The organism is Corallococcus sp. Z5C101001 (genome assembly GCF_007352635.1).
In the GTDB taxonomy this organism is placed as follows: domain Bacteria; phylum Myxococcota; class Myxococcia; order Myxococcales; family Myxococcaceae; genus Corallococcus; species Corallococcus silvisoli.
In genome coordinates this window covers 129,302-154,863 of record NZ_VKLU01000015.1, presented here as the reverse complement: position 1 = coordinate 154,863, position 25,562 = coordinate 129,302, and the positions used below count along the sequence as shown (strand labels likewise).

Genomic DNA, 25,562 nt, shown 5'->3' with positions numbered 1-25,562 from the left:
TGTCGCGGCGCGCGCCCGGGCGCGCCGTTAGAACATGTGACCGAACGTGATGTAGAAGCGCTGGCGGCCCGTCTCGGTGGAGCGCGCGTAGTCCATGCGCACCACCGCCGCGCGGCGCGAGAAGCGCAACCCGCCGCCGATGCCCGGGTGCCACTCATGCCACTTGCCATCCGACACGCCCGGGTGCCACACGCGGCCCAGGTCCAGGAACACCACCGCGCCCAGCGCGAGCGGCTGGCCGAAGACACTCATGCGCGCCGCCTGGAAGCGCAGCTCCGAATTGCTGAACGCCTTCACGTTGCCGGCGAAGCGGTTGCGCTCGATGCCGCGCACGCTGCTCATGCCGCCAATGCCCTCGGAGACGTTGACGCCGCCCGTCGTCATCCACTCGAAGAACGGCACCTCGCCGAACAGCATGTCCAGCGTGAGCCGCTGCGCGAACACCAGCCGCGGCGTGAGCTTGATGTAGCGGCGCTCGCTCAGCGTCACGCCCGCGTACTGGTAGCGGCTGAAGGTGGCCAGGCCGGACACCCGCAGCGCGACCTCCTCCACGCCGCCGGAGGTGGGGTCGGACTCGTCGTCGCGCGTGTCCCAGAGCGCGCCCGCCAGCAGCTGCCCGCTGGGCCCACCCTCGATGCCGATGGGCTTCTCCTGCGCCAGGATGGACGTCGCGTAGGGGGACACGCGCGTGTAGCGCCAGCCGTAGCCCACGTACGACTGGAACGGGTGGTTCTCACCAAAGGGCCGGCCGCGCAGGCGCACCCAGAGGCCCGGCGAGCCCTTGTCGAAGTTGTACTTCTGGTCGTCCACGTCGCCGCGGAAGTCCGGGGCGGACAGGTTGCCCGCGCCGAAGAAGGGGCTGCTCTTCTCCTGCCGGTACTCCAGCCGTGCCTCCAACCGAAGGGGCCCCAGCAGCTGCGGGCCGTCGTAGCGGAGGTAATGATTCATGGCGCCGCGTGAGCTGAAGAACACCTGCGCGGCCAGGGCGTGCGCATAGGGCGACTTGCCCGGCCCGTACAGATACATGCCGCCCACGGCGCCGTACCCGAAGCCTTGATCCGAGCTGAAGCTCAACAGGGGCAGGGCGATGCCATCCATCGTCGGCGTCTGCTTCACGGGCACGAGCCCGGGCGCGGTCCGTCCGGCCGCCACGGCGCTGAGCGACAGCAGCAGGAAGAAGAGGAAGACGACAGGAGCCAGCATCGAAACCCCGTGAAGCCCCAGGGGGGCGCGTCGATTCCAGCCCGGGACAAGATGCCCTTTCCGCCCGCCTGCCCTCCAAGAGAGCAACACGGCCCCGGAAGCACCTGTCCCCCTGAATGCCCATTTTGCCTTGCCGGATGGGGGAGCCGTCAACGTGCGCGAAAGTCTCAACGAGCTCGTCAGCGAAAATTCACGGAACTGGGCCAACCGCTTGGTCCGGAGGATCGGGTCGAAAGTTCCGCCCGTGGCGGCGCGTCGGCCCCGGAACGCATTGCTCGTCCATCTGGACGGGGTTCCCAAGGCCCTCCTGGACGAAGCCATTGTTTCAGGCCAGATGCCCTTTGTTTCACATCTGGTCAGGTCTGGCGCGTATCACCTGGAGAACGCATTCTGGGGCGCGCCGACCTCCACGCCGTTCTTCCAGGCAGGGCTGCTCTACGGGCTCCAGCACCCCAACCTGCCGGGCTACAGCTGGTTCGACCGGACGCTCGGCCGCAAGGTGCAGATGAATGCCCCGGCGGACGCGATGGCCATCGACGCGCGCCTGCGGGGGCACGGCCGCATGAGCCTGCTGGACCACGGCGGCCACACCTACTTCTCGCTCTTCCACGCGGGCGCCCGCAACCACATGTGCATGAGCACGCTGTCGAGCTTCAAGCTGATGGCGCGCTCGCTCTCCTACGAGATGCAGGGCCTGGGCTCGGCGCGCACTCGCGGCGCGTGGGAGTTCCTGTGTTCGCTCGGCATGGAGTCCTGGCACGCCGTGCACGAGGTGAACCAGTGGGCGCGCTCGCTCAACGACTGGCGCCATGAGCAGGGGTTCCTCCTGAGCCGCATCCTCCTCCAGCGGTTGGGCTGGAGCTTCGCGTACACCAAGTCCCTGGTGGACATGGTGCGCGGTGTGCCGCTCATCTACCTGGTGTACGGGAACTACGACGAGGTCGCGCACCGCCGGGGGCCGCGCTCGGCGCTGGCGCTGTCGGAGCTGCACCGCGTGGACGCGTCGCTGGCGGAGCTGTTCGCCGTGGCCCGCGCCGCGCCGGAGCCCTACGACGTCATCCTCCTGTCGGACCACGGGCACGTGGACAGCCTGCCCCTGGAGCAGCGCCAGGGCCGGCGCCTGGAGGCCGTGCTCTTCGAGGGCCCCACGCCGCCGCTGCATGACGACGTGTGGCGCGGGCTGCTGGACGGCAGGGCCCCCCCGGCGCCGGACACGTCCGTGCGCGAGCCCTTCCGTCCGGTGGTGGTGGAGGCCGGCAACTTCGCCCACGTCTACCTGAGCGGGCGCCCGGCGCCGCTGGAGGCGCGCGAGCTGCTGTCGCGCTACCCGGAGGTGCTGGCGCGCGCCCTGGACAATCCGGACATCGGCATGCTGGCGATGCGCCGGGGCACCGAGGCGGTGGTGGTGATGGGCGGCGGTGTCTACGGCCCGGCGGACCTGGACCGCGCGCCGCTGACCTCCGAGTACAGCCGGCACGCCGTGGCGGACTTCCTCCACGGGTTGCCGCGCATGGACACGGCGGGAGACCTGGTGCTCTTCGGCGCGGCCGTCCGGAAGGGCGGCACGGTGGGCTTCGCGTGGGAGTTCGGTTCGCACGGGGGCCTCACGCGCGTGGAGTCCGACAGCCTGGTGATGTGGCCCGCGCACGGCCCCGTGGACCTGTCCGGCCTGAGCCACTGCTCGCGGCTGCACGAGCGGCTGGCTGAGGCGTACCTGGACACCGGCTCACCCCGGAGCCTCCATTGATTCCTCGGAAGGGTGGACCATGCGGCTTCCCAATGCCGGCGGACGCACGTGGCTCAAGGTGCTGGGGGCGGTGGTGGGGCTCGCCCTGTCCGTGTTGCTGCTGTCCACCGCCTTCTTCAAGTGGAACCTGAGCGGGCAGGGCGAGCTGTTCATCCCGCGCTTCCCGCTGCGCAAGTTCGTGGACGACCTGCCGGGGCACCTGGTGTGGCTGGTGCCCTTCCTGCTGCTCCAGGCGTCGCTCGTGCCGCTGCGGGCGGTGCAGTGGCAGGCCACGCTGCGCAGGCCCATCCCGTTCCGCGACCGCTACCACCTGGTGGGCATTGGCGTCTTCGTGCACAACGCGCTGCCCGGGAAGCTGGGGGAGGTGACGCGGGCCTTCCTCCTGTCGCGCACGCAGCACGTGCCCTTCATCCGGGGCCTGGGCACCGTGGGCGTGTGCAAGCTGATGGAGTTCGCCTGCCTGATGCTGCTCGTGGCCCTGTCCTTCCTGGGCCCCTTCGGCGAGACGATGGCCCACTTCCGCGGGGAGATGAAGGTGGCCCTGTCGCTGTGCATCGGCCTGGTGGCGCTGGTGGTGCTGCTGGCCCACTGGGCGGCCCCGCTGGGCCGCTGGCTGCACCAGCGCCACAGCCTGCCCCGCGTGGACAGCTTCCTCTCCCACGTGGGCGAGGGCCTGGGCACCGCGCGCTCCTTCAGGGGCATGGCGAAGGTGTTCTTCTTCTCCATCTTCCCGGTGTTCGCCTCCGCGCTGGCGTACGGGCTCGCGCTGCGCGGCGTGCACATCCCCGGGGGCCTCTTCGCGGGCGCCGTCGTCCTGGGCGCCATCTCCCTGGGGCAGGCGCTGCCGGGCGTCCCCGCGGGCATGGGCATCTACTACTTCGTGACGAGCTGGGCGGCGCGCTCGCTGGGGGCCAACCCTGAGGACGCGGCCGCCTTCGCCACGCTGACCCACCTGGGCACCGTGCTCAGCCTGGTGTCCGTGGGCGCGTGGTCCGTGTACCGCTCCAAGCTGCGGATCCGCGACCTGCGCAAGGGCGGCCGGCTGGCCAACGCCGCCGCGCACCACGTGGCGCACGAGGCCGTGGAACCCGCGCCGCCCTGAGCCGCGAAAGGGCAGGGCCGGAAAACAAAAAGGGCCCCGACTTGTGGTCGGGGCCCTTCTTTAACTTCATGCCCAGGAGAGGACTCGAACCTCCATGCCCTTGCAGGCGCTAGACCCTGAATCTAGTGTGTCTACCAATTCCACCACCTGGGCGGGTGGGGCGCTGCGGTGCGACGGGCGAGACGTATAAAGAACCTCTTCCGCCCGGTCAAGCACCCTTTTTCACCCTACTTCTTCAGGGGCCATTTCCCCTCGGACTCGAGCTGCCGGCGGATGGCCGGGTTCTCGTCCATGAAGGCGACCAGCGACTCCTCGGTGATCTCCACCGTGACGTCCTCGCCGCCGACCTCCGTCTGGCAGGAGAGGCGGGAGTAGGGCCGCACGTCGAAGCCCATGTCCAGGCGGTCCATCTCGTCGTCCCGCTGCTCGCTCAGCGAGTCCAGGCCCTTGCGGACCCAGACGTGGCAGGTGGAGCACCCGCACACGCCGCCGCAGCTGTGGCCCACCTGGGCCTCGCCCTTCTCCGCGGCGTCCAGCAGGGTGGTGCCCGGGGGCACGTCCACGGCGACCTCCGCCAGGGGGCTCTTGAAGGTGACCTTGGGCACGGCTCAGTACTCCTCCACGGAATGGCCGGACACCACCTGGGTGATGGCGCGGTTCATGACCCGTTCGATGAAGGCCCGGGACGCTTCATCCAGCGCGTGCAGGGCCTCCTTCACGGCCAGGTAGTCCTTGCCCCGCGCGGCCTCGCGCACGCGGTCCATGGCGGCCTGGATGGCCTCCGGCTCGCCGGCCTCCAGCAGGGCCGCGTTCTCGCGCAGCTGGCGGTCCGCTTCGGCCAGGACGCGCTCGGCGTCGACCTGCTGCTCGCGCAGCTGGCGGGCCTGGATGTCGTCCTCCGCGAAGTCGATGGAGTCGAGGAGCATCTTCTCGATCTCCTCCTCCGACAGGCCGTGGCTGGGCTTCACCGTGATGGCCTGCGCGACGCCGGTGCTCTGCTCCTTCGCGGTGACGGAGAGGATGCCGTCCGCGTCCACCTGGAAGCGCACCTCCACGCGGGCCATGCCGGCCGCCAGGGGGGGAATGCCGGAGAGGGTGAAGCGCGCGAGGCTGCGGTTGTCCTGCACCAGCTCCCGCTCGCCCTGCACCACGTGCACGTCCAGGCCCGTCTGGTGGTCCTTGAACGTGGTGAACACCTGCGCCGCCGCCGTGGGGATGGTGGAGTTGCGCGGGATGAGCTTCTCCGTGATGCCGCCCATCGTCTCCAGGCCCAGCGACAGGGGGATGACGTCCAGCAGCAGCACCTCGTCCTGGCGGTTGCCGTCGGTGAGCAGGCTGGCCTGCACCGCCGCGCCCAGCGCGACGACCTGATCCGGATCGATGTCGCCCAGGGGCTCGCGGCCGAACAGCTCCGCCACGAAGCGGCGCACCGCGGGCACGCGCGTGGAGCCGCCCACCAGGATGACGCCGTCCAGCTCGCCCGGCGCCGCGCCCGCGTCCTTGAGGGCCCGCCGGCACACCGCGCCCGTCTTCGCCACGAGCGGTTGGATCCACGCCTCGAAGTCCGCGCGCGTCACCGGCTGCGAATGCCCGCCGACGGTGAGCGTCACCTCCGCCGCGTCGGTGAGCGCCTCCTTCGCGCGGCGCGCGGAGCCCAGCACCTCCGCGACCTGCTCGGGGGAGGGGGTGCCCACGCCCATCTTCTGGAGCACGCGCTCCGCGATGGCCCGGTCGAAGTCGTCGCCTCCCAGCGCGGAGTCGCCGCCGGTGGACTTCACCTCGAACACGCCGTCCTCCAGCTTGAGGATGGAGATGTCGAACGTGCCGCCGCCCAGGTCATAGACGGCGAACAGGCCCTGGCTGCCCTTGTCCAGGCCGTAGGCCAGCGCCGCCGCGGTGGGCTCGTTGAGCAGCCGCAGGACCTCCAGGCCGGCGAGCTTCCCCGCGTCGCGAGTGGCCTGGCGCTGCGCGTCGTCGAAGTAGGCGGGCACGGTGATGACGGCCTGCTCCACCTTGCCGGAGAAGTGCGCCTCCGCGCGGCGCTTCAGCGCGCGCAGGATTTCGCCGGACACCTCGATGGGCGTCACCGGCTGGCCACCGGCCACGTCGAAGCGGACCACCTGCGCGCTGGGCGCGAAGCGGTAGTGGCCCAGCTTGCGCGTCTCCGCGTCGTCCGGGCCCCGGCCCATGAAGCGCTTCACCGACACGATGGTGTCCGTGGGGGCCTCGGCCGCGAGCCTGCGCGCGCGGGCGCCCACCACCACGCCGCCGTCCTTGCCGTAGTGCACCACGGAGGGCAGCAGCAGCGAGTCGCCCTCGTCCACCGGGACGCAGCGGGGCTTGCCCTGGGTGACGGACGCCACCAGCGAGTGGGTGGTCCCCAGGTCGATGCCCACCACGTGCCCCTTCGGCTTGAGCGGGTCGTGGATCTGCAGATAGCCGTTGTTGCTCACGCGAGCACCTCCTCCTCGAACGCGTCCACCTGCTCGAGGAAGCGCGTGAAGTAGCGCACCCGCCCCAGCGCGTGCGATGCCTTTCTCACCCCGTCCGGAGAATCACCCGACCCCTCCAGGGTCCCGAGCGCCGCCACGGCCTCCTGGAGCGCGGCCGCCTTGCGGACCGCCACGTCCTTCGCCATGACCTGGGCCCGAGGCAGGTCCCTCGCCGCGATGGCGTCGTCCAGCTCCTCGCGCAGGGTCATGACCTCCTCCAGGAACTCCAGGGGCATGTCCTTCTGCGCGCCCGCGTCCTCGCGGTCCAGGTCCACGCCGTGGAGCTTGAGCAGGTAGAAGGCCCGGCGCACCGGGTCCTTGAGCGTCTTGTAGGCCTCGTTGAGGGCGGTGGTGCCCTCCAGGGCCTGGAGCCGCTCGCGGGTGTTGCCGGGGGCGACGCGGTCCGGGTGCAGTTGGAGCGACAGCTCCCGGTACTGCTTCTCCAGGGCCGGCACATCCACGGCGTGGGCGCGGGGCAGCCCGAACACGTCGAAGTGGGTCCTCACGGTGGGGGAAGTCCTCGTCCGAATCAGGGGGGAAAACGAAATGGGGCCCGGCGCCGGGCCGGACCCCATGAAGCCCGCTCCCTGACCGACGGGGCGGGCGGGCAAGGCGTCGCGACTCAGACGGAGAAGCTCTCTCCGCAGCCGCAGGCCGCCTTCACGTTGGGATTGTTCAGCTTGAAGCCGGACGCCATCAGCGTCTGCTCGAACACCAGCTCCGTGCCGATGAGGTACAGGTAGCTCTTCGGATCCACGAAGACGCGCACGCCGTCCCGCTCGAAGACCTTGTCGCGCTCGCGGGACTTCTCCGACCACTCCATGGAGTACTGGAGGCCGGAGCACCCGCCGCCCTTCACGGCGATGCGCAAGCCGGCGTCCGGCGTCTGGCGCTCCGCCAGGAGCTCCCTGAGGCGCGCCACCGCGCTGTCCGCCAGGCCAATGCCCTTGGGGGCCGGCTTGGGAGGCGTCTGAGGGGCCTGGGTCGTCTGGGCCTGCTCGTTCATGGTGTCCTCACTCCTGGAAGAACCGCGTGCCGCTGCCTTACGCCTGACGCGACGCGCGCTTCTTCTTGAAATCCTCGATGGCCGCCTTGATGGCGTCCTCGGCCAGCACGGAGCAGTGGATCTTCACCGGGGGCAGCGCCAACTCCCGGGCCACGTCCTTGTTGGAGATGGTCATGGCCTGATCCACCGTCTTGCCCTTCACCCACTCGGTGACGAGCGAGCTGGACGCGATGGCGGAGCCACAGCCGAAGGTCTTGAAGCGCGCGTCCTCGATGACGCCCGAGTCGCTGATCTTCAGCTGGAGGCGCATCACGTCACCGCAGGCGGGCGCGCCCACGAGGCCGGTGCCGACGTTCGGGTCGTTCTTGTCGAGCGTCCCCACGTTGCGGGGGTTCTCGTAGTGCTCGATGACCTTCTCGCTGTAAGCCATGCGTCTAACGCTCCTTCACATCCACAACGCTTGAACTGATGCGCTTCGCGGGCAACCGATGCGCGGCCAGGCGGGCGGGGGCTCTTTCCGCCGGGCCGGAAATCCAGGGAGGAGCCGGGCGCCTAGTGCGCCGTCCACTCGATGCTCTTCAGGTCGATGCCTTCCTTGGCCATCTCGTACAGGGGGCTCATGTCTCGCAACTTGCGGACTTTGTCCACCACCAGGCGGATGACGAAGTCGACCTCCTCCTCCGTGTTGAAGCGGCCCAGGCCGAAGCGGATGGAGCTGTGCGCCATGTCCTCCTCCACGCCCAGGGCGCGCAGCACGTAGGAGGGCTCCAGGGACGCGGAGGTGCACGCGGACCCGGACGACACCGCGACGTCCTTGATGGACATCATCATCGCCTCGCCCTCCACGTAGGAGAACGACAGGTTCAGGCTGCCCGGCATGCGGTGCTCCAGGCTGCCGTTCACCGTGACCATGTCCAGCTGCTCCATGATGCCGGTGCGCAGCCGCTCGCGCAGGCGCAGCAGCCGCGCGGCCTCCTCGGGCAGGTCCTTCCTGGCCACCTCCGCCGCCGCGCCGAAGCCGACGATGGACGCCACGTTCAGCGTGCCGCTGCGCATGCCGCGCTCGTGGCCGCCGCCATCCACCATGGGGGCGATGCGCACGCGCGGCTTGCGGCGCACGTACAGCGCGCCCACGCCCTTGGGGCCGTACATCTTGTGGGCGCTGATGGACGCCAGGTCCACCTGCATGGCCTCCACGTCGAAGGGCACCTTGCCCACGCCCTGCACCGCGTCGCAGTGGAAGAGCACGCCCCGCTGCCGGCACAGCCTGCCAATCTCCGCCACCGGCTGGAGCACGCCGATCTCGTTGTTGGCGAACATGATGGAGACGAGCACCGTCTTCGGCGTCATCGCGGCGGCCAGCTTCTCCAGGCTCACGCGGCCATCCGCCTCCACGTCCAGGTAGGTGACGCGCGCGCCGCCCGTCGGCAGCTCCGCCCACTTCTTGTACGTGTCGTCCGCCTCGATGTTGAACTTCGCGGACAGCTCCGCCAGCTCCTCGGGGGACACGTCGCGCTCCGCCAGCTGGCCCAGCCGCAGCAGCTTGAGCTCATCCAGCCGCTCCTGGCGCACGCGCTCCAGGCGCTTGCAGGTGTCCAGGACCGCCTTGTGCTCCGTCTTCAGGGTGATGATGTGGTCGCCCTTGGACTTGTAGAATTCGATGACGCCCTTGATGGCCAGGTTGTCGGACTCCGTGGCGCCGGAGGTGAAGACGATCTCCTTCTCCGACGCGCCAATCAGCTCCGCCACCTGCCGGCGCGCCTTCTCCACCGCGGCCTCGGCCTTCCAGCCGAACGCGTGGTTGCGGCTGGCCGCGTTGCCAAAGTCCTCGCGGAGGTAGGGCAACATCGCTTCCAGCACCCGCGGGTCGAGCGGGGTGGTCGCGTGGTTGTCCATGTAGATGGGCAGGTTCAGCATGGCTTCCTCGGAAGAAGTGACGCGGGAGGGTGGAACATCCCTCCGCTCCCCGGCGACGCGGTGGGTCCGCGCGCAGCGGCAGGGTCTACATGGGCCCACACGAATGTGGACCGGACTGGTCAATTATAAAATCGACCCCCCTCGGGTCAAGGGAACATAAGGCGAGGAGCCCCCATCCGCGACGCGCCGGGTCGTGGTTCAACACCTCGCCGGAGTGGCGCGCTCGGACCGCGCCGTCCTGGGGCGGGCTGATCCGAAACGGTGCTTCGCGCGCCCATAAGTGCCCGTTTCGTGGCCCCGCGAGGCATGGCCGGGCGCCTGCACTGGAGCGGCCGCGGAGGGTACGCACATGAGCGCCAACGCGAAGTCACACGCCCGGGGCAACGGTCAGGAGCCGCAGCTGGAGGGGACGGGGCGGCCGTCGTTGATCCGCCTGGAGGGGGGCCTGGAGCGCTCCCGCTACGCGGACGGGTGGCGGGCGGGCAAGCCGGCGGAGGACCCGGAGAAGGTGAAGCGCTGGGGGCTCATCACCGCGCGGCCCAGCGAGTTCCTCATCCACATGCGCCGGGGCCGGGTGCGCGAGGTGAGCGGGCAGGGCGCCAGCTGCTTCAAGCTGCCGGGGGACTCGGTGGCCATCGTGCCCACCAGCATCCAGCGGCTCCAGTTCACCGCGGAGCAGGTGACGAGCGAGAAGGTGGGCGTGGCGGTGACGGGGCTCGCGGTGTACCGCATCGCGGATCCGCTGGTGGCCTTCCGGATGCTCAACTTCAGCTACCCGGAGCGGGCGCAGGAGAAGCTGGCGGAGCTGCTCCGGGAGATGTTCGTGGGCGCGGCGCGCAGGCTGGTGGCCAACCTCGCCGTGGAGGAGTGCCTGTCTCGGCGCAAGGAGGGCATCGCGGAGGAGCTGATGCGGGAGATCGCCCCCGTGCTCTCCGGCCGGGGCCGGCTGGAGGACCGCACCGACTCGGGCTGGGGCGTGCTGCTGGACACGATTGAGATCCAGGACGTGCGCGTGCTGTCCGCCGCCGTCTTCGAACACATGCAGGCGCGCTTCCGCCGCGAACAGGAGCGGCAGGCGCGCGAGGCGGAGCTCGCCAAGGAGCGCTTCGTCCGGCGCGAGGAGACGGAGGCCGAGCGCGTGCTCAACCTCCAGAAGCTCGCCGCGCGCGAGGAGGTGCGCCAGCGCACGCAGGCCACCGACGAACAGGCGCGGCTGGAGCAGCTGGCGGTGGAGGCGCGCCTCGCGCAGGCGAAGATGGAGCAGGTGCGCCAACAGCAGCAGGAGCGCACGGCGGTGGAGCGCGAGATGGCGCTCGCGAAGCTGGGCGCCGACGAGGAGGTGCGCCAGCGGACCCAGTCCCTGGCGGAGCAGGCCCGCCTGGAGGCGCTGGCCACCGACGCGCGGCTGGAGGAAGCGCGGCTCACCAGCGAACGTCAGCTCACGTACAACCGCGCGCAGGGCGCGCTGGAGCAGCTTCGCTGGGAGCAGGAGGCGGAGGCCGCCAAGGCCCAGGTGGAGCTGGAGCGCATGCGCCGCCAGCAGGAGGCCGAGGCCACCCTGCACGCGCTGCGGGTCGAGGAGGCCCGGCAGGAAGCCGAGCAGCTGTCCGCCCGGCTCCAGGTGCTCCTGGCGAAGCAGTCCATCGCGGAGGCGGAGGCCGGCATCGCGGAGCTGGAGCTGCGGCGCACGCGGGCGCAGCAAGGCCTGGAGATGGAGCGCGCGAAGGCGCTGCGTGAGATTGAGAACACGGTGAGTCCGGAGGTCATCCAGCTGACCGTGGCCCGGCAGCTCCCACAGGTGGCGGCGGCCTTCCAGCAGCGGATGGGGGAGGTCCACGTGACGGCGGTGGATGGAGCGAACCCCTTTGGCTACATCGCCGCCGCCGTGGAGGGCGTGATGAGGCTGGCCCGCTCCGCGGGCTTGAACGTGCCTGCCTCCCCGCCGCGGGTGCCGGTGGGGTAGCCGCGTCCCCGGCCTCCGCATATAGAAGGGAGCCTCCCGGTCCGGGATGCGCGGGGAGTCGAGGCACGCATGGACATGAAGAAGCTGACGGTGGCGGCGGTGCTGGCGGGCGTGGTGGTGGCCGTGGTGCCGTGGTTCCTGCCCACCGGCCCGAGCGCCGGCCTGGACGCGGCCCGGTTCCTGGAGTCGGGCAGCCTGGCCTGGGGCGCGCTGGTGGTGTTCGCCGGCGGCCTGCTCACCGCGATGACGCCGTGCGTGTACCCGCTCATCCCCATCACCGTGTCGGTGTTCGGCGCGCGCAAGGCGGAAGGGCGGGGCCGCTCGCTGGCGCTGACCTCCGCGTACATCGTGGGCATGGGCGTCGTGTTCAGCGCGCTGGGCATCCTGGCGGCGAAGACGGGCCAGGCCTTCGGCTCCATGCTGGGCAGCCCCGCGGTGGTGATGGGGCTGGCGCTGTTCCTCCTGCTGCTGGCCTCGTCCATGTTCGGCGCGTTCGAGCTGGCGCTGCCGTCGGCGATGCAGACGAAGCTGAGCAACGTGGGCGGCACCGGCCTCGCGGGCGCGTTCATCATGGGCAGCGTGTCCGGGTTCCTCGCGGCGCCTTGCACGGGCCCCGTGCTCACGGGCCTGCTGGCCTTCGTGGCGAAGTCCGCCAACACGACGCTGGGCGCGGCGCTGCTGTTCATCTACGCGCTGGGCATCGGCGTGCCGTTCTTCCTCATCGGCGTGTTCACGGTGCGGCTGCCGCGCGGTGGCGTGTGGATGGAGTGGGTGAAGAGCGTGCTGGGCATCATGCTGGTGGCGCTCGCGTTCTCGTACGTGAAGGATGCCTTCCCCTGGGCACGCGACACGGTGAAGGCGCTGGGGGCGGAGGTGGGGCAGGTGCCCGGCGCGGTCATCGCCGCGCTGCTGGTGACGGTGGGCGTCCTCCTGGGCGCGGTGCACCGCTCGTTCAAGGAGGGCGCGCGCGACTTCGGCTTCAAGGCGCTGGGCGTGGCGCTGGTGGTGGGCGCGCTGGTGGTGCGCGGCGGCGCGCTGGACGCGCGGCCCACGGGGGAGCTCTGGGTGCGCATGGGGCTCGTGGCGCCTCCGGCCGCGCCGGCCTGGCAGTGGCACCACGTGATGCCGCCGAAGTCGGCCACGTTCGACGCGGGCCAGTTCGAGCGGGTGCTCGCGGCCGCGAAGAAGGAAGGCCGCCCGGTGCTCATCGACTTCTTCGCGGACTGGTGCGCGGCCTGCAAGGAGCTGGACCGGCACACCTACCCGTCGAGCGAGGTCATCTCCCAGGCGGAGGACGGGCACTTCCTCACCATCAAGATCGACGCGACGAACAGCGAGGACCGCCTGGACGCGCTGATGGAGCAGCTGGGCGTGGAGGGCCTGCCCACGGTGGCGTTCGTGAACCCGGATGGCACGGTGCTGAAGAACCCGCGCGTGACGGGGTTCCTGGAGCCCGTGCCCTTCGCGGCGGAGATGCAGAAGGCGGTGCAGTAGGAGGCCACCGCTGGCCGCCGCTCAGCGGTAGTTCTCCCAGCCCAGCCGCCCCCGGCTCGCCAGCACGCGCTCGATCATCAGCTCGTGCAGCGTGAGGAGCGGCTTCGCCACGTCCGCGCCCTCCAGCCGCGCGAGCGCGCCGGCCATGGCCTCCAGCGTGGACATCCCGTCGGGGTGCGGCGGCCGTCGCAGGCGGCGCGTGTCCGGCCCCGGGGGCGGCAGCCTCAGGCCCGGCAGCCGGCGCAGGGCGGGCACCCGCTGCATCATGCGCCGCGCCTGGGCCCAGCTCCCGTCGATGACGATGAGCCGCTTGGGCGGAGGGCCCTCCGCCTCCGGCGCGTCGGGGAACAGCAGCCAGGTGTCCGGGGTGTCCAGCACCGCCGCGTCGAACGGCGACCCGGGCGCGCCATAGGAGACGATGCCGCAGCGGGGCAGGGCCAGCGCCGCGATGCGCGCGGTGTTGGTGCTCTTCTGCGACTCCTTGTGGTGCCGGATGACGAGCAGCTCCGTGCGCGTGGGGACCACGGGCACGTCCGCGCACAGGCACCACGCCGTGGGCAGGTAGCACCGCTCACAGCGGCCGGCGAGGTCCTCCGGGGTGCGCGACCTCATTTCGTCGCGGTGCGGTAGCGCTCCATCAGGGTCCGCGCCTCCCGCAGCTTCTCCTCGACGAAGCGGTCGTCCGCGTCCGGTTCGTATTCCGCGTCCGGAGGGTCCAGCTGGAAGAGGGCGGACAGGCTGGCGGGGGCGACCTCCAGCCACTCGGAGGTGCGGTTCAGCGCGGCCTGGCGGCGCCCGGCGAAGGTCTCCGGTCCGTCCTCCGGCCCACACCGGCAGATGCGCGCCGAGTCCCCCGACACGTCCACGTAGAGGCCCAGCACCTCCGCGTCCACCTCCGCCGCCAGCGCGCAGGTGGCCTCGCTGACGTAGGCCGCCATGGCCTGCGCCGCCGAGCGCTCCGTCAGCGAACGCACCAGGTACACCTGCCACCCGGCCTCCGTCAGCGCCCCGGCCTCGCTCAGCGGGGCCAGCTCCGCCGGGGGGGCCTGGATGCGCGACAAGAGCCGGCGCACGGGGACCTCCAGCCGCTCGAGCCGGGCGTTCGACGCGGGGCAGAAGAAGACCACGCGGTACTCTCGGCTGTCGGCGGCGGTTTCCATGGGCATACGGCGGTGCCCAAGAGGACCAAATGACTCCCCAGGCACGCAAGGGGGAGTTTCAGCCCCGGGGCGCTTCCCTCGGCCGCCCCCACCATGAGCGACGGTCCCGGCCCGCTCCCTCGCTCCCCAAGGCCGTTGAGCCTCGGCAAGGGGGCACGGGCCGCGCCGCGAAGCGACCCAGCGGGAGGTGTCACCCAAGGCTGACGCACCAGAAGGGGCATGCGCGGGCCGCGCGCCCGGCGCGGATCCACCCGGCGCGAATATCCTCCGGAGCCAGCGAACGGCTGGGGCAGGCTGGACGCCCTTTTTCACGCCGGGCGGGGCGCGCGCCACCCGGAGGCAATACACACCCATGGAGAGGAATTGATCCGGGAGTGCCTGGATGTCTGTCTATTCCATGCAATGAATTGGCGTCTGCTTGAAGTGTTCCAGTCGCACTGCCAGATGTGACGCCGGGTGAATCGCGCGCGCGTTTGTCGCATCCGTGAGAAAAAAAGAATCCGACCCTCGGCGTTCTCTGAGGGAAGGGAGGCGGTCGCATGGTGCCAGGGAGGGAGGAGCCGCCGGTCAGGGAGGGCTCTGGAGGGGAATTCGCCGCTTTCGCGATCCGCCATCAGCCGGTGCTGGTCGCCATCGCGCGCAACGTCTGTGGCAAGAGTGCCAGCGATTGCGACGACCTGGTGCAGGACGTGCTGCTGCGGGCGTTGTTGCAATGGGAGCGGCTCAAGCGCTGGCCGGAGCCCGCGCGTCGCGCGTGGCTGGTGCGCGTGCTGCACAACCGGTTCCTGGATCAGTGCCGGCGCCAGGGCGCGGAGACGGACCGGCGGGTGGACCTGCACAACGTGCACATGCTCTTCGAGGATCCGGAGGACGCGCCGGAGCCCGAGCAGTGGGAGTGCGTCACGGAGGACGAATTGCGCCAGGCGGTGGCCCGGCTCAACGAGAAGCTTCGCCAGGCGTTCGAACTGCACGCGCGCGGCCTGCGCCACGCGGAGATCGCCCGGCGGATGAACACCCCCAGCGCGGGAACGGTGGGCACGTGGCTCTTCCACGCCCGCCGCCGCCTCAAGGTCATGCTCCACGACACCGCGGAACGCCGCCGGCAGGAGAGGGAACGATGAGCACCGCGTGTGAGGACCTGCGGCCCTTCCTGGACGGCGAGCTGTCCGCGGAGGACCAGCGCCGCGTCCGGGGCCACCTGGCCCGCTGCGACGTCTGCGCCGGGCGCTTCCATGACCTGTTGCAACTGGAGATGCTCGCGCGGCTGGCGCTGGAGGACGCCGCGGAGAGCGAGCGCTGGGTGTCCGCCCGGCAGGCCCGTGACACGGTGCCGGGCTCCTGGGACGACGAGGTCCCGGCGCACTGGCCCGGGGGCGTCCTCCCGGAGCACGCCCCGCCGCCTCCGGACCGCGAGGGCCGGGCCTGGCACCAGGGCGCGCGCCGCTTCCGCCGCCGGTGTCCGGGGTGCGCCTCCTGCTGCCCCTGGTTCGCACGGGAGGAGGACGTGGAGGCGGTCAGCGCCCCGCGTTGGCCCTGTCCTCGCGCGAGCCGGTCCGGGGGGACGCTCCTGCGGCCCCGCTCGCGCCGCTGAAGCCGCGGAGGTCTGCCTGCTCCTCCCCGTGGGGCAGGCGGAGGGACGCGCGGCGGACCTTCGGGGAAGAAGCCCCAAGGATTGATTCCGCCCGCGTTTCGACAGGGACGGGAGGCGGCTGCCCGGGACGGGGCCTGGCGCACAATGGATCTCTGGTGCAAGAAGCTCTACCGGTTCCTGGATGGCGAGCTGGAGTCAGGCGACGAGGAGCACTTCCGGCTCCACCTGGCCCTCTGCCGCGCGTGCGCCAGCGGGCTGCATGACGCCATGCAGCTGGAGATGCTCAGCGTCCAGGCCCTCTGCGGCGCCGTGGCCCACAACGACGCGCCCCCGCCTCCGGCCCCTGCCCGCCAACGGGTCGCGCTCCGCCTCGGCCTGCTGCGCGGTTGGCGGGGGCGGACGCTGGGGGCGCTGCTGGCGATGGGGTTGGGGGCGGCCGCCGCGCTGTTCACGGGCTTCCCCTCCCGGATGGCGGATGCGTGGCGGGCGGATGCGTCGGGCCGGGAGCTGGAGGCGCGCATCGCCTACCCGGCCGCGGACCGGTACCTGCCCTACGTCCCCGTCCGGACGGGGGCGGTGGGGGACCGGACCGGGCTGCCCGCCGAACCTCCCGTGCCCCTGCGCACCCTGGCCGCGCTGGAGGAGCAGGGGGACCTGCACGGCATCGCGGCGGCATACCTGGTGCGCGGCGAGCTGCGTCAGGCCGCGGACTTCCTGGCGCGCAGCGCGCCCTCGGTGGACCGGGACAGCGACCGCGCCGTGGTGGCGATGGCGGCCGGCGACCTGCGGGGGGCGCTGGAGCTGCTGGAGGGCGTGTTGCGTCAGGCACCCGACCATCCCCAGGCCCTGTGGAACCGGGCGTTGGTGCTCCGGGCGATGGGCCTGCCCCTTCAGGCGGCGGAGGCCTTCGAATCCGTGGCCCGCCGGGGGGAGCCCGGGTGGAGCGAGGAAGCCGGAATCCGGGCCCGCGCCCTGCGGCAGGCGGGCCACTTCCTGAATTGAGGTCGCCGCGACCCAAGGATTCTGGCGGTCGGCGTCTAATTATCGAGGCGCGGCGTGGCGGTGGCGACGGTGGCGGGATGGAAACACCGCACCCAGGGGGACGCGATGTACCGCATCGATGCGTGGAGCCAGGGGGACGGCGCGATGTGGGCGCCCGGTTCCAACGGGGGCGCGGGTGTGCGGACGGAGGACGCGGTCCGGGAGCCGGGGAACGACCGGACCGAGGATGAGGGGGACGGGGAAGCGGTCTCCCAGCAGGAAGGGGAGGCGTCGCTCTTCGAGTTCGATGAAAGCGACCTGGACGGGGTCGCCAGCTACTGACGTGACGGCGCGCGCGGTTGGGTGTCCGCGCTCCATGCGGCTTTCGGGGGAAGGCCGCCCGCTTCCAGTGGATCCACCGGCCGTGAAGGCCGGGTTGGGTCCCGGAGTTCCGGACCGGGGGGGACGGGGCCCGGAAGCGAGCAGGAGCGAGGTCGTCCGAGCGGGTGAGCAGGTGGGATGCGCCCCAGGCCCTCTGCTCCCGGATCCTTCAGGGTTCCGGGAGCGGGGGGCTTCGGTTTTTCGCGCGCTAAGCTCCCGGCCTCCTTCCCGACCTGGAGTTCCCGACATGATGCGTTGGCCCGCGGCAGTCCTGTCCGCCTTGAGCCTGGGGTGTCTGGTGGCCTGTGCCACCGCGCCCGTGCGTGACACCCCCGTTGCTGCCTCCACCCGTGTGCCTCCTCCGTCCCAGGCGCTGGCGCTTCGCGAGTCCTGGCTGGCGGGGCGGCACGCGCTGCTGCTCGACATGATGCGGCGGCACGGCGTGGGCATGTGGGTGGTCATCAACGAGGAGTTCCACGATGACCCGCTGACGGCCTGGGTCGCGCCGCCGCTGCCCTACGCGGGCAACCGCGACGTGTTCGTCTTCGTGGACGCGGGCGACGCGGGGCTCAAGAGAATCGCGCTGACGGGCTACGCCACGGAGGCCGTGACGCGGTTCTTCGAGATGCCCGCCGTGGAGCGCAAGCAGGAGGAGGCGCTCGCGGAGCTGGACGCGCGCTACCGCCCGCGCACCATCGCGCTGGGCATGGATGGCCGGCGCGGGGTGACGCGCAGCCTGACGCACGCCAGCTACCGGTGGCTGGTGGAGGCGCTGGGCGCGTCCGCGGAAGCCCGCTTCGTGAGCGCGGCGCCGCTCATCGAGGAGTACCTGGACACGCGGCTGCCCGGCGAGTTCGCGCCGTACCGCGACCTGGTGGCGCTGACGGAGTCGCTGGTGAAGCGCGCGCTCTCCAACGAAGTGGTGGTGCCTGGGGAGACGACGGTGGGGGACGTGCGCCGCTGGCTGTACGACGCGCTGTGGGAGGCGCGTGTGGGCACGTGGTTCGAGCCGGACCTGCGCGTGCAGCGGCAGGGCATGAAGGACGGCTTCTCGCGCGGGTTCCTGGCCGTCGCGGACGAGGCGGTGGTCATCCAGCGCGGGGACCTGGTGCACGTGGACTTCGGCATCACGGCGTTGGGCTTGAGCACGGACTGGCAGAAGATGGCCTACGTGCTCAAGGAGGGGGAACAGGACGCGCCGGAGGGGCTGAAGCGCGCGCTGGCCAACACCCAGGCGCTCCAGGACGCGCTGATGCTGCGGGCGTCGCGGCCGGGGCGCTCGTCGGCGGATGTCTACGACGACACCCTGGCGGAGATGAAGGCGAAGGGCATCGAGGCGAAGGTGTACAGCCACCCGCTGGGCGCGCAGGGCCACGCGCTGGGGGCCTCCATCGACTTCCGCGCGGCCTCGCGTCAGGAAGCGCCCCGGTTGCTGCGCAAGGGCTCCTATCTCGCGGTCGAGCTCAACACCGTCACCGCCGTGCCAGAGTGGGGCGGCCAGCAGGTGGCGGTGATGCAGGAAGATCCGGCGTACCTGACGGACGAGGGCTGGAGGTTCTTCGTGCCGCGGCAGGACGCCTTCTATCTCATCCACTGAGGACACGAAGGGAGCGGAAGCGATGCGCGTGGACAGGCCATGGACGTCAATCAACAGGAGGGAGGGCCGCGCGCGGTTCGCGCTGGCGCTCCTGTGGGGCATGGCGGGGGGCGCGGGCTGCACCGCCTCCGCCGCCGATGAAGCCTCCTCGGAAGCCCCCCAGCGTCAGGAGCGCCCCCTGGCCGCGGAGGCCACGCTGCGTCCTCCGCGCAGGGTGGACAGCCTGTTGAGCCTGTTCGACCAGACGGCCTCGGTGGTGGAGGGCGAAGTCACGGACATCCGCTCGGAGTACTCACCGCGCACGGGCCCGTGGACGGTGGTGACGCTGGGCAACGTGCGGGCGCACCTGGGCACAGCCCCCCGGGAGGTCCAGCTCAAGCAGGCCGGAGGGCTGCTCCCGGACGGACGGCGGCTGGTGATCAGCCACGTGCCCCGCTTCGTCCAGGGGGCGCGCTACGTCGTCTTCCTGCGCAACACCGGTTGGAGCCTGTCTCCCGTCCTGGATGAGCATGCCTTCCGCGTGGAGACGGTGGCGGGCCGGGAGGTGCTCGTCGGAGCCGAAGGCGGACTCGTGTCCGGCATGGACTCCGAGGGCGTGCGGCAGACGGCGCCGGTGTTCGAGACCGTGGAGCTGATGGGCGTGCGGCCGGCGCTGCGCGCGGGGGCGGAGGGCCGGAAGGCGCCGGAGGCACTGGGGCGTGAGGCCTTCCTGTCGCTGCTCCAGAACCACCTGCGCGCGCGGGGGCTCACCGTGGAGGGGACGTTCCGAGCGGAGCCCGTCACCGCCGCGTCGTCCCTGTCCGTGGCGGTGGCGCCCGCGCCGGCGCGGGGTCCCGCGTCCGGCATCGTTCCCCTTCAGCCCGAGCGGGACGTCCCGCCCGGCCAGCCGTGATGAGGTTCGCCATGAGGACAACGCAACTCGCGGGCATCGTCGCGGCGCTGGCGCTGGCCGGCATGGAGGCGGAAGCCGCCGCCTGGGACACGTGCAACGGGCTGCCGGTGAAGTGGTACGCCGGGCCGGCCGTGTATCGCAACCGGTGCAGCATCCCGGACTCCGGCAACGTCAACACGGCGTACTGGAACGGCCTGCGGCAGTGGGATGACCTGTCGCGCATCGTCAGCGCCTTCAACGTGAACCCGGTGACGGACTGCTCGCTGGACCACAGCGACGGGCAGAACGAGATCGGCCTGTGCGACAGGGCGGCGATCGACGGGAACAACGGCGTGACGTACTCCACGGTGGGACTGTGCTTCATCGGGAGCAACGGCATCGACGAAGCGGACGTCTGCATCGCCAGCGACCTGGACTTCACGCCGCGCACCGGGAATGCGTTCGGCACGTCGGGCCGGAGCACGTTCGTGCATGAGGCGGGACACTTCTTCGGCTTCAAGCACGAGGGCGGGCACAGCATCCTGCGCACGTCCCCGCCGCACCTGGTGACGGGAGGCTATGAGTCCTCCACGCTGTGGCCCACGAACGCGCAGGGCATGAACACGCTGTATGGCTATGCGCAGTCGAAGCCGAACCTGCTGCCCTCCTCGATGGGCGTGGTGGGGGATGTGGCGCAGACGCTGGATCCCGCGGGCACCCGGGCCGTGTGCCGGGGCTCGGCGCAGAGCGTGAAGTTCTACGTGGGCAACATGGGCAACGCGGCGGTGTCTTCGTACACGCTGCGCGTGCGCCTGAGCCCGACGGCCCCTCCGACTGGCTACTACGAGTCCAGCACCACCGTGGCCACGTACAACCACTCGCTGGGCGCGTTCGCGGAGGGCACCTATTCGCTGGGGTTCACGGTGCCCGCCGGGCTGCCCTTCAACACGTATTACATCTACCTGGACATGGATCCGGAGGGGGCGGTGGACGAGCTGCGTGAGAACGACAACTCCACCGTCAGCGCGATGCTCCTGCGGGTGGGGTGCTGAGCTTGCGAGCCATGGCCCTGATGGGGAGCCTGCTCCTGGGCGCCTGCGCGACGCCCAGGCAGGAGCAGGCGTCGTCACGCGACGCGCTCAGGGCCACGCCTGAGTCAACGGCCGCCGCCGAGCGTCCCCAGCCTCCTGGCCCGGTCACGGTACGCACGCACGAGGGCACCTACGCGGCCCCATCCGTGATGCTCGTCGCCACGTTCCTGGCGAGTCCTCCCATGCGCCTCCTCTTGGTTTCGGTGCGCGCGGAGTCAGGGAGCGGGGCGAAATGGCACATCGTCATGGGGGTGGATGAGACGTTCCTGAAGACGAAGCGAGCCACCGCGCGGCTCATCCCCGCGCAGGGGTTGGGTCCGGGGCTCGCGTTGGTGGAGTTCCAGTCTGGCTCAGGGCCCTGGATGGTGTTCGCGGACGGGACCCTGGAGCTGACCGCCACCGGTCAGGAGGTCCGAGGCACGGCGCGGCCGAAGTCCGGGAGCGAGTTCGCGACGTTCGAGGGTCCCCTCACGCTCGAATGCTGGGTGCCACCCGAGTGGTTGAACGGAGCGGGCGCGCAAGGGGCACCGCCGCCGACCCCCGTCGCGTCCGAACCAGAAGAGATGCCGGTCCGAGTGCTCGATACTGCACTGGCCACGCCGCAATGTCAGGCCATGGCGGACGCCTTGCGCTGAGCCGCGCCTGACCCCGTGGGCCCGTCCGGAAGGGCTCACGGGGGCGGGCCGCGTCACTCCGCGTCGCGTCCGCTCACCTCCGCCCAGGTCAGTCCGAAGCGCGCCAGGTATTTTCGCAGCCGGTCCGCGTCGTTGACGCTCTTCTTCTGCGCGCGGGACTGGGCGAACAGCGTCCGGCCCGCGTCCGACAAGGAGCGCGCGGCGCGGCACACGCTGACCACGTCCGCGAGCTGCACACGGTCGAAGCGATCCAGCTCCGCCGCGCGCTCGGGGCCCAGCACCTCCATCAACACGGACTCATTCCCTGAAGCAGCCGCCCCCGCGGGCCGCCACTGCGCGCGCAGCCGCTCCAGCTCCTCGTCCACCACCTCGCGCGTCATCCTCCCGCCGGCCGCCAGCGTGGACATGCGCAGCACGGCGGCGTTGAGGTCCCGGAAGTTGCCGCTCCAGCGGGCCTCGGGGGAGGTGGCGAAGCGCAGGAAGTGCTCCTGGGCCTCGCGGCTCATCGTCACCCGCGTGCCGAGCGCCTGGGAGGCCTGGTCCAGCTCGTAGAGCAGGTTGGGCGCGATGTCCTCCGGACGCTCGCGCAGCGCGGGCAGCCGGAAGGTCCACAGGTTGATGCGCGCGAGCAGGTCCTCGCGGAAGCGTCCCCGCTCCACGTCCAGTTGGAGGTCGCGGTTCGTGCCCGCGATGAGCTGGAAGTCGCTCTCCGCTTCCTTGTCCGCGCCCACGGGCAGGAACCGCTTGTCCTCCAGCGCGCGCAGGAGCATGGCCTGCTCGTCCGGGCCCAGCTCTCCAATCTCATCCAGGAACAGCACGCCCCCGTGCGCCTGTCGCATCAGCCCGGGCCGGTCTCCGGCCGCGCCCGTGAACGCGCCCTTCACGTGGCCGAAGAGCGTGGACATCGCGCCGTCGCCGCGCAGCGTGGCGCAGTTGAGATCCACGAATGGTCCCGCCACCTGGTTGCGCGCCTTCTTCAACGCGTAGATGCGCCTGGCGAGCTGCGACTTGCCCGCGCCCGTGGGCCCTGTCAGCAGCAGCGGCGCGCGGGACTGCACGGCCACCTGCTCGATCCGTTCGATGAGGCGGTTGAACGCGGCGTTGTGCGTGTCGATGCCGGACTTGAGGAACGACAGGCCCTCGCGCTGCTGCTGCTGGAAGCGCGCCGCCAGCGTGTCGTAGTTCGACAGGTCCAGGTCGATGAGCGCGTGCGTGCCCACGGTGCCGTGCTCACGGCCCCGGCCCGGCGCCGTCTGCACCAGCCGGCCCGGAATCAGCCGGCTCTCCACCAGCAGGAACATGCAGATCTGCGCGATGTGCGTCCCCGTGGTGATGTGCACCAGGTATTCCTCTTCCTCCGGATGGAAGGCGTGCGCGCGCACGTGGTCCAGGAGCGCGCCGTACGTCTCCTCCAGGTTCCATGGGTCGCGGAGGGGCAGCGGCGTCAGCCGCACCTGCGTCTCCGGGGACACCTGCGCGATGTCCTCCTGGAGCAGCGCGGCCAGCGCTGACGCCTGGGGCGGATGCAGCAGCTCCAGCCGGTGCACCAGCAGGTCCTCCTGCTGGCACAGCGCCACCGTGGGCCGCCACCGCGCCCAGCGCTGCGCCCCCATCCCCGTGTCCAGCGTCGTCCCCAGCATCCCGATGACGACGGTCCGCCGCGCCCTGCCTTTTTGAGCCATCAGGATAGGTATTTATCCCATGGGATATGGATTTCCATCCCCGAACAGGGGCTCCCTCGGAGACGGCGTTGGCACGGCGGGTGCTCTAGCTCCCCCACGTGACCGGGACAGCAAGCCCGAGTCGAACGACCGAAAGGTGCAGACCATGGACCGCGTGAACACGAACTACGAGGTGCTGTCGGACGAGGCGGGCCGCCCCATCAAGGCGTGGACGGTGGGGGTGCCGTTCGAGGACGAGGCGAAGAAGCAGCTTCGCAACCTCCGGGGCCTGCCCTTCATCCACAAGTGGGTCGCGGTGATGCCGGACGTGCACCGCGGTTACGGCGCGACGGTCGGGAGCGTGGTGCCCACGGTGGGCGCGGTGGTTCCGGCGGCGGTGGGCGTGGACATCGGATGCGGGATGATCGCCGTGCGCACGACGCTGCGCGCGTCGCAGCTGCCGGACTCGCTGCGCGGGGTGCGCTCCGCCATCGAAGCGGCGGTGCCGCACGGCCGGACGGACAACGGCGGCCGCAATGACCGCGGGGCGTGGAAGGACTCGCCCGTGACGCATACGGATGCGTGGGCGGCGCTCGCGAAGGGGTACGCGCAGATCATCGCCAAGCACCCGCGCATCGGCCGTGGGCCGGAGCTCGCGCACCTGGGGACGCTGGGGACGGGGAACCACTTCATCGAGCTGTGCCTCGATGAGTCGGACGGCGTGTGGCTGATGCTGCACTCCGGGTCGCGCGGGGTGGGTAACCGCATCGGAAGCCACTTCATCGAGCTGGCGAAGGAGGACATGCGCCGCTTCTATGTCCACCTGCCGGACGCGGACCTGGCGTACCTGCCGGAGGGGACGGAGCACTTCGATGACTACGTGTTCGCGGTGAGCTGGGCGCAGGACTACGCGGCGATGAACCGCGAGCTCATGCTGCGCTCGGCGGTGGATGCCCTGAAGGCGAGCCGTGAGCTGCCTCCGTTCGAGCTCTCCGAGTCGGCGGTGAACTGCCACCACAACTACATCTCGCGTGAGCACCACTTCGGAAAGAACTGCTTCGTGACCCGCAAGGGCGCGGTGCGGGCGCGCGAGGGCGACATGGGAATCATCCCCGGAAGCATGGGGGCCCGTTCCTACATCGTCCGCGGGAAGGGAAACGCGGATGCGTTCCATTCGTGCAGCCATGGCGCGGGCCGCGTGATGTCGCGGGAAGCGGCGAAGAAGCGCTTCACGCTGGAGGACCACGCGAAGGCGACGGCGGGCGTGGAGTGCCGCAAGGACGTGGATGTGATTGACGAGACGCCCGCCGCGTACAAGCCCATCGACGCCGTGATGGCCGCGCAGGCGGACCTGGTGGAGGTCGTCCACACGCTCAAGCAGGTGGTGTGCGTGAAGGGATAGCCCCCCCCGAAGTCCTTCCCACCCGCCACCCCGCGGAGGTGCCCATGCCGGGATGAATCCATCGAGGCGCCCGTTCCCCCACGGAGGTCCGCGCAAGCGGCCGTGATGGCGGGGGAGCGGGCGCCGCTATTTTTTAATCAGGGATGGGATGCTGCATCCGTCCGCGAGCGCGCAAAGGAGCACGACGCACATGGTCCGCATTGATGGTTCACAGGGAGAAGGGGGCGGCCAGGTGCTGCGCACCGCGCTGGCGCTGTCGCTGGTGACGGGGACGCCGTTCGAGATGATCAACGTGCGTGCCGGCCGCGCGAAGCCGGGCCTGCTCCGGCAGCACCTCACCGGGCTCAAGGCCGCGGAGGCCGTGGGGGCCGCGGAGGTGACGGGCGCGGAGCTGCGCTCCCAGCGGTTGACCTTCCGCCCGCGAGCGTTGACGGCGGGCAATTATCACTTCGCGGTGGGGACGGCGGGCAGCGCGACGCTGGTGCTCCAGACGGTGCTGCCCGCGCTCCTGCACGCCGAAGGCCCGTCCACGTTGATGCTGGAGGGCGGAACGCACAACCCGGCCGCGCCGCCGTTCGAATTCCTGGAGAAGACCTACCTTCCGCTGCTGCGCCGCATGGGCCCGCGCGTGGACGTGACGCTGGAGCGGCCCGGCTTCTACCCGGCCGGAGGTGGGCGCTTCCGCGTGGACATCCACCCGGCGAAGCTCCAGCCGCTCCAGTTGATGGAGCGGGGGCGGGTGCTGCGCACGGAGGCCGTGGCCCAGGTGGCCTCCATTCCCTTCGACGTGGCGAGGCGCGAGTTGGAGACCGTGGCCCAGGTGCTGAAGCTGCGGCCCGACCAGCAGCGGCCCGAAGAGCTCAAGCGCGCCTTCGGTCCGGGCAACGTGCTGCGCGTGGAGGTGGAGAGCGAGCACGTCACGGAGGTGTTCACCGGCTTCGGCGAGCGAGGCAAGCGCGCCGAGGTGGTGGCGGAGGACGTCGCCTCCGAAGTGAAGCGCTACCTGGACGCGGGGGTCCCGGTGGGCGAGCACCTGTGTGATCAGCTCCTGCTGCTGCTCGCCCTGGCGAAGGGCGGACGCTTCCGCACGCTGGCGTTGGACAGCCATGCGCACACGCAGCGCGAGACGATGGCGCACTTCCTCGACGTGAAGGTGGACGTGCAAGCGGTGGAGCGCGACGTGCACGAGGTGACGGTGCGCGGCTGAAGCGCGGCGGGCCCGCGTCCCTGGTCCGGCGGGATGCACGGCGGGCGGACGCGGCGCCCGC

The 25,562-nt window shown here is 70.9% G+C and carries 24 protein-coding genes and 1 tRNA gene; 14 read left to right on the top strand and 11 right to left on the bottom strand.

Annotated features, from left to right (window positions below; genetic code table 11):
* Nucleotides 1-27: 27 nt before the first annotated feature.
* On the bottom strand, nucleotides 28-1,203 hold the full coding sequence (locus FOF48_RS30300) for a BamA/TamA family outer membrane protein (protein ID WP_143907328.1): 1,176 nt from the start codon (nucleotides 1,201-1,203) through the stop codon (nucleotides 28-30).
* A 154-nt stretch (nucleotides 1,204-1,357) separates the two neighbouring features.
* Here FOF48_RS30300 and FOF48_RS30295 point away from each other — a divergent pair, with 154 nt between their 5' ends.
* Together FOF48_RS30295 and FOF48_RS30290 are read left to right on the top strand one after the other, a co-directional pair.
* On the top strand, nucleotides 1,358-2,950 hold the full coding sequence (locus FOF48_RS30295) for an alkaline phosphatase family protein (RefSeq protein ID WP_143907326.1): 1,593 nt from the start codon (nucleotides 1,358-1,360) through the stop codon (nucleotides 2,948-2,950).
* A gap of 19 nt (nucleotides 2,951-2,969) precedes the next feature.
* Complete coding sequence (locus FOF48_RS30290; protein ID WP_143907324.1) at nucleotides 2,970-4,052, top strand: lysylphosphatidylglycerol synthase transmembrane domain-containing protein; 1,083 nt, start codon at nucleotides 2,970-2,972, stop codon at nucleotides 4,050-4,052.
* Nucleotides 4,053-4,121: 69 nt separating this feature from the next.
* Here FOF48_RS30290 and FOF48_RS30285 read toward each other — a convergent pair.
* From FOF48_RS30285 to FOF48_RS30255, 7 genes are all read right to left on the bottom strand, one after another.
* Nucleotides 4,122-4,205 (bottom strand) — tRNA-Leu (locus FOF48_RS30285).
* Between the two features lie 74 nt (nucleotides 4,206-4,279).
* Complete coding sequence (locus FOF48_RS30280) at nucleotides 4,280-4,657, bottom strand: 2Fe-2S iron-sulfur cluster-binding protein (protein ID WP_143907322.1); 378 nt, start codon at nucleotides 4,655-4,657, stop codon at nucleotides 4,280-4,282.
* Nucleotides 4,658-4,660: 3 nt separating this feature from the next.
* Complete coding sequence (gene hscA, locus FOF48_RS30275) at nucleotides 4,661-6,505, bottom strand: Fe-S protein assembly chaperone HscA (RefSeq protein ID WP_143907320.1); 1,845 nt, start codon at nucleotides 6,503-6,505, stop codon at nucleotides 4,661-4,663.
* Nucleotides 6,502-7,050: a Fe-S protein assembly co-chaperone HscB gene (gene hscB, locus FOF48_RS30270; RefSeq protein ID WP_143907318.1), complete on the bottom strand. Its 549-nt coding sequence runs from the start codon at nucleotides 7,048-7,050 to the stop codon at nucleotides 6,502-6,504. Before hscB ends, hscA begins: the two co-directional genes overlap by 4 nt.
* Before the next feature lie 116 nt (nucleotides 7,051-7,166).
* Nucleotides 7,167-7,550: an iron-sulfur cluster assembly accessory protein gene (locus tag FOF48_RS30265; protein ID WP_143907316.1), complete on the bottom strand. Its 384-nt coding sequence runs from the start codon at nucleotides 7,548-7,550 to the stop codon at nucleotides 7,167-7,169.
* A gap of 37 nt (nucleotides 7,551-7,587) precedes the next feature.
* On the bottom strand, nucleotides 7,588-7,980 hold the full coding sequence (gene iscU, locus FOF48_RS30260; RefSeq protein WP_120553652.1) for a Fe-S cluster assembly scaffold IscU: 393 nt from the start codon (nucleotides 7,978-7,980) through the stop codon (nucleotides 7,588-7,590).
* Nucleotides 7,981-8,102: 122 nt separating this feature from the next.
* A complete protein-coding gene (locus tag FOF48_RS30255; protein ID WP_235685984.1) occupies nucleotides 8,103-9,464 on the bottom strand; it encodes an IscS subfamily cysteine desulfurase in 1,362 nt (453 codons plus the stop codon).
* A gap of 352 nt (nucleotides 9,465-9,816) precedes the next feature.
* Between FOF48_RS30255 and FOF48_RS30250 the strand changes: the two genes are divergently transcribed.
* Both FOF48_RS30250 and FOF48_RS30245 read left to right on the top strand, forming a co-directional pair.
* Nucleotides 9,817-11,430: an SPFH domain-containing protein gene (locus FOF48_RS30250; protein WP_143907312.1), complete on the top strand. Its 1,614-nt coding sequence runs from the start codon at nucleotides 9,817-9,819 to the stop codon at nucleotides 11,428-11,430.
* Nucleotides 11,431-11,499: 69 nt separating this feature from the next.
* Nucleotides 11,500-12,924 carry a protein-disulfide reductase DsbD gene (locus FOF48_RS30245; protein ID WP_143907311.1) on the top strand — a complete coding sequence of 475 codons (1,425 nt, stop codon included), beginning with the start codon at nucleotides 11,500-11,502 and terminating at the stop codon, nucleotides 12,922-12,924.
* A 21-nt stretch (nucleotides 12,925-12,945) separates the two neighbouring features.
* Here FOF48_RS30245 and FOF48_RS30240 read toward each other — a convergent pair whose 3' ends face one another.
* Together FOF48_RS30240 and FOF48_RS30235 are read right to left on the bottom strand one after the other, a co-directional pair.
* Complete coding sequence (locus FOF48_RS30240) at nucleotides 12,946-13,536, bottom strand: tRNA-uridine aminocarboxypropyltransferase (RefSeq protein ID WP_143907310.1); 591 nt, start codon at nucleotides 13,534-13,536, stop codon at nucleotides 12,946-12,948.
* A complete protein-coding gene (locus FOF48_RS30235) occupies nucleotides 13,533-14,084 on the bottom strand; it encodes a hypothetical protein (RefSeq protein WP_143907308.1) in 552 nt (183 codons plus the stop codon). Before FOF48_RS30235 ends, FOF48_RS30240 begins: the two co-directional genes overlap by 4 nt.
* A gap of 539 nt (nucleotides 14,085-14,623) precedes the next feature.
* On the opposite strand from FOF48_RS30235, the gene FOF48_RS30230 reads away from it, so the two are divergent.
* From FOF48_RS30230 to FOF48_RS30195, 8 genes are all read left to right on the top strand, one after another.
* Nucleotides 14,624-15,205 carry an RNA polymerase sigma factor gene (locus FOF48_RS30230; RefSeq protein ID WP_143907307.1) on the top strand — a complete coding sequence of 194 codons (582 nt, stop codon included), beginning with the start codon at nucleotides 14,624-14,626 and terminating at the stop codon, nucleotides 15,203-15,205.
* Nucleotides 15,202-15,675 carry an anti-sigma factor gene (locus tag FOF48_RS30225; protein ID WP_143907305.1) on the top strand — a complete coding sequence of 158 codons (474 nt, stop codon included), beginning with the start codon at nucleotides 15,202-15,204 and terminating at the stop codon, nucleotides 15,673-15,675. Before FOF48_RS30230 ends, FOF48_RS30225 begins: the two co-directional genes overlap by 4 nt.
* A 144-nt stretch (nucleotides 15,676-15,819) precedes the next feature.
* Nucleotides 15,820-16,677 (top strand): zf-HC2 domain-containing protein, encoded by an 858-nt coding sequence (locus FOF48_RS30220; protein ID WP_143907304.1) that lies wholly within the window; start codon nucleotides 15,820-15,822, stop codon nucleotides 16,675-16,677.
* 54 nt (nucleotides 16,678-16,731) lie between these two features.
* Nucleotides 16,732-16,998 carry a hypothetical protein gene (locus FOF48_RS30215; protein ID WP_143907302.1) on the top strand — a complete coding sequence of 89 codons (267 nt, stop codon included), beginning with the start codon at nucleotides 16,732-16,734 and terminating at the stop codon, nucleotides 16,996-16,998.
* A gap of 286 nt (nucleotides 16,999-17,284) precedes the next feature.
* The gene (locus FOF48_RS30210; RefSeq protein ID WP_143907300.1) at nucleotides 17,285-18,634 is read left to right on the top strand and encodes a M24 family metallopeptidase; all 1,350 of its coding nucleotides are present in this window, start codon (nucleotides 17,285-17,287) and stop codon (nucleotides 18,632-18,634) included.
* Nucleotides 18,635-18,662: 28 nt separating this feature from the next.
* On the top strand, nucleotides 18,663-19,526 hold the full coding sequence (locus FOF48_RS30205; RefSeq protein WP_143907298.1) for a hypothetical protein: 864 nt from the start codon (nucleotides 18,663-18,665) through the stop codon (nucleotides 19,524-19,526).
* A gap of 11 nt (nucleotides 19,527-19,537) precedes the next feature.
* Nucleotides 19,538-20,557 (top strand): CARDB domain-containing protein, encoded by a 1,020-nt coding sequence (locus FOF48_RS30200; protein ID WP_186002132.1) that lies wholly within the window; start codon nucleotides 19,538-19,540, stop codon nucleotides 20,555-20,557.
* A 2-nt stretch (nucleotides 20,558-20,559) separates the two neighbouring features.
* Nucleotides 20,560-21,231 carry a hypothetical protein gene (locus FOF48_RS30195; RefSeq protein ID WP_143907294.1) on the top strand — a complete coding sequence of 224 codons (672 nt, stop codon included), beginning with the start codon at nucleotides 20,560-20,562 and terminating at the stop codon, nucleotides 21,229-21,231.
* A gap of 53 nt (nucleotides 21,232-21,284) precedes the next feature.
* Here FOF48_RS30195 and rtcR read toward each other — a convergent pair whose 3' ends face one another.
* Nucleotides 21,285-22,913, bottom strand: coding sequence for an RNA repair transcriptional activator RtcR (gene rtcR, locus FOF48_RS30190; RefSeq protein WP_143907292.1), 1,629 nt, complete (start codon nucleotides 22,911-22,913; stop codon nucleotides 21,285-21,287).
* Nucleotides 22,914-23,058: 145 nt separating this feature from the next.
* Between rtcR and FOF48_RS30185 the strand changes: the two genes are divergently transcribed.
* Together FOF48_RS30185 and rtcA are read left to right on the top strand one after the other, a co-directional pair.
* Complete coding sequence (locus tag FOF48_RS30185; RefSeq protein WP_143907290.1) at nucleotides 23,059-24,294, top strand: RtcB family protein; 1,236 nt, start codon at nucleotides 23,059-23,061, stop codon at nucleotides 24,292-24,294.
* Nucleotides 24,295-24,484: 190 nt separating this feature from the next.
* The gene (rtcA, locus tag FOF48_RS30180; RefSeq protein ID WP_143907288.1) at nucleotides 24,485-25,501 is read left to right on the top strand and encodes an RNA 3'-terminal phosphate cyclase; all 1,017 of its coding nucleotides are present in this window, start codon (nucleotides 24,485-24,487) and stop codon (nucleotides 25,499-25,501) included.
* Nucleotides 25,502-25,562: the final 61 nt, after the last annotated feature.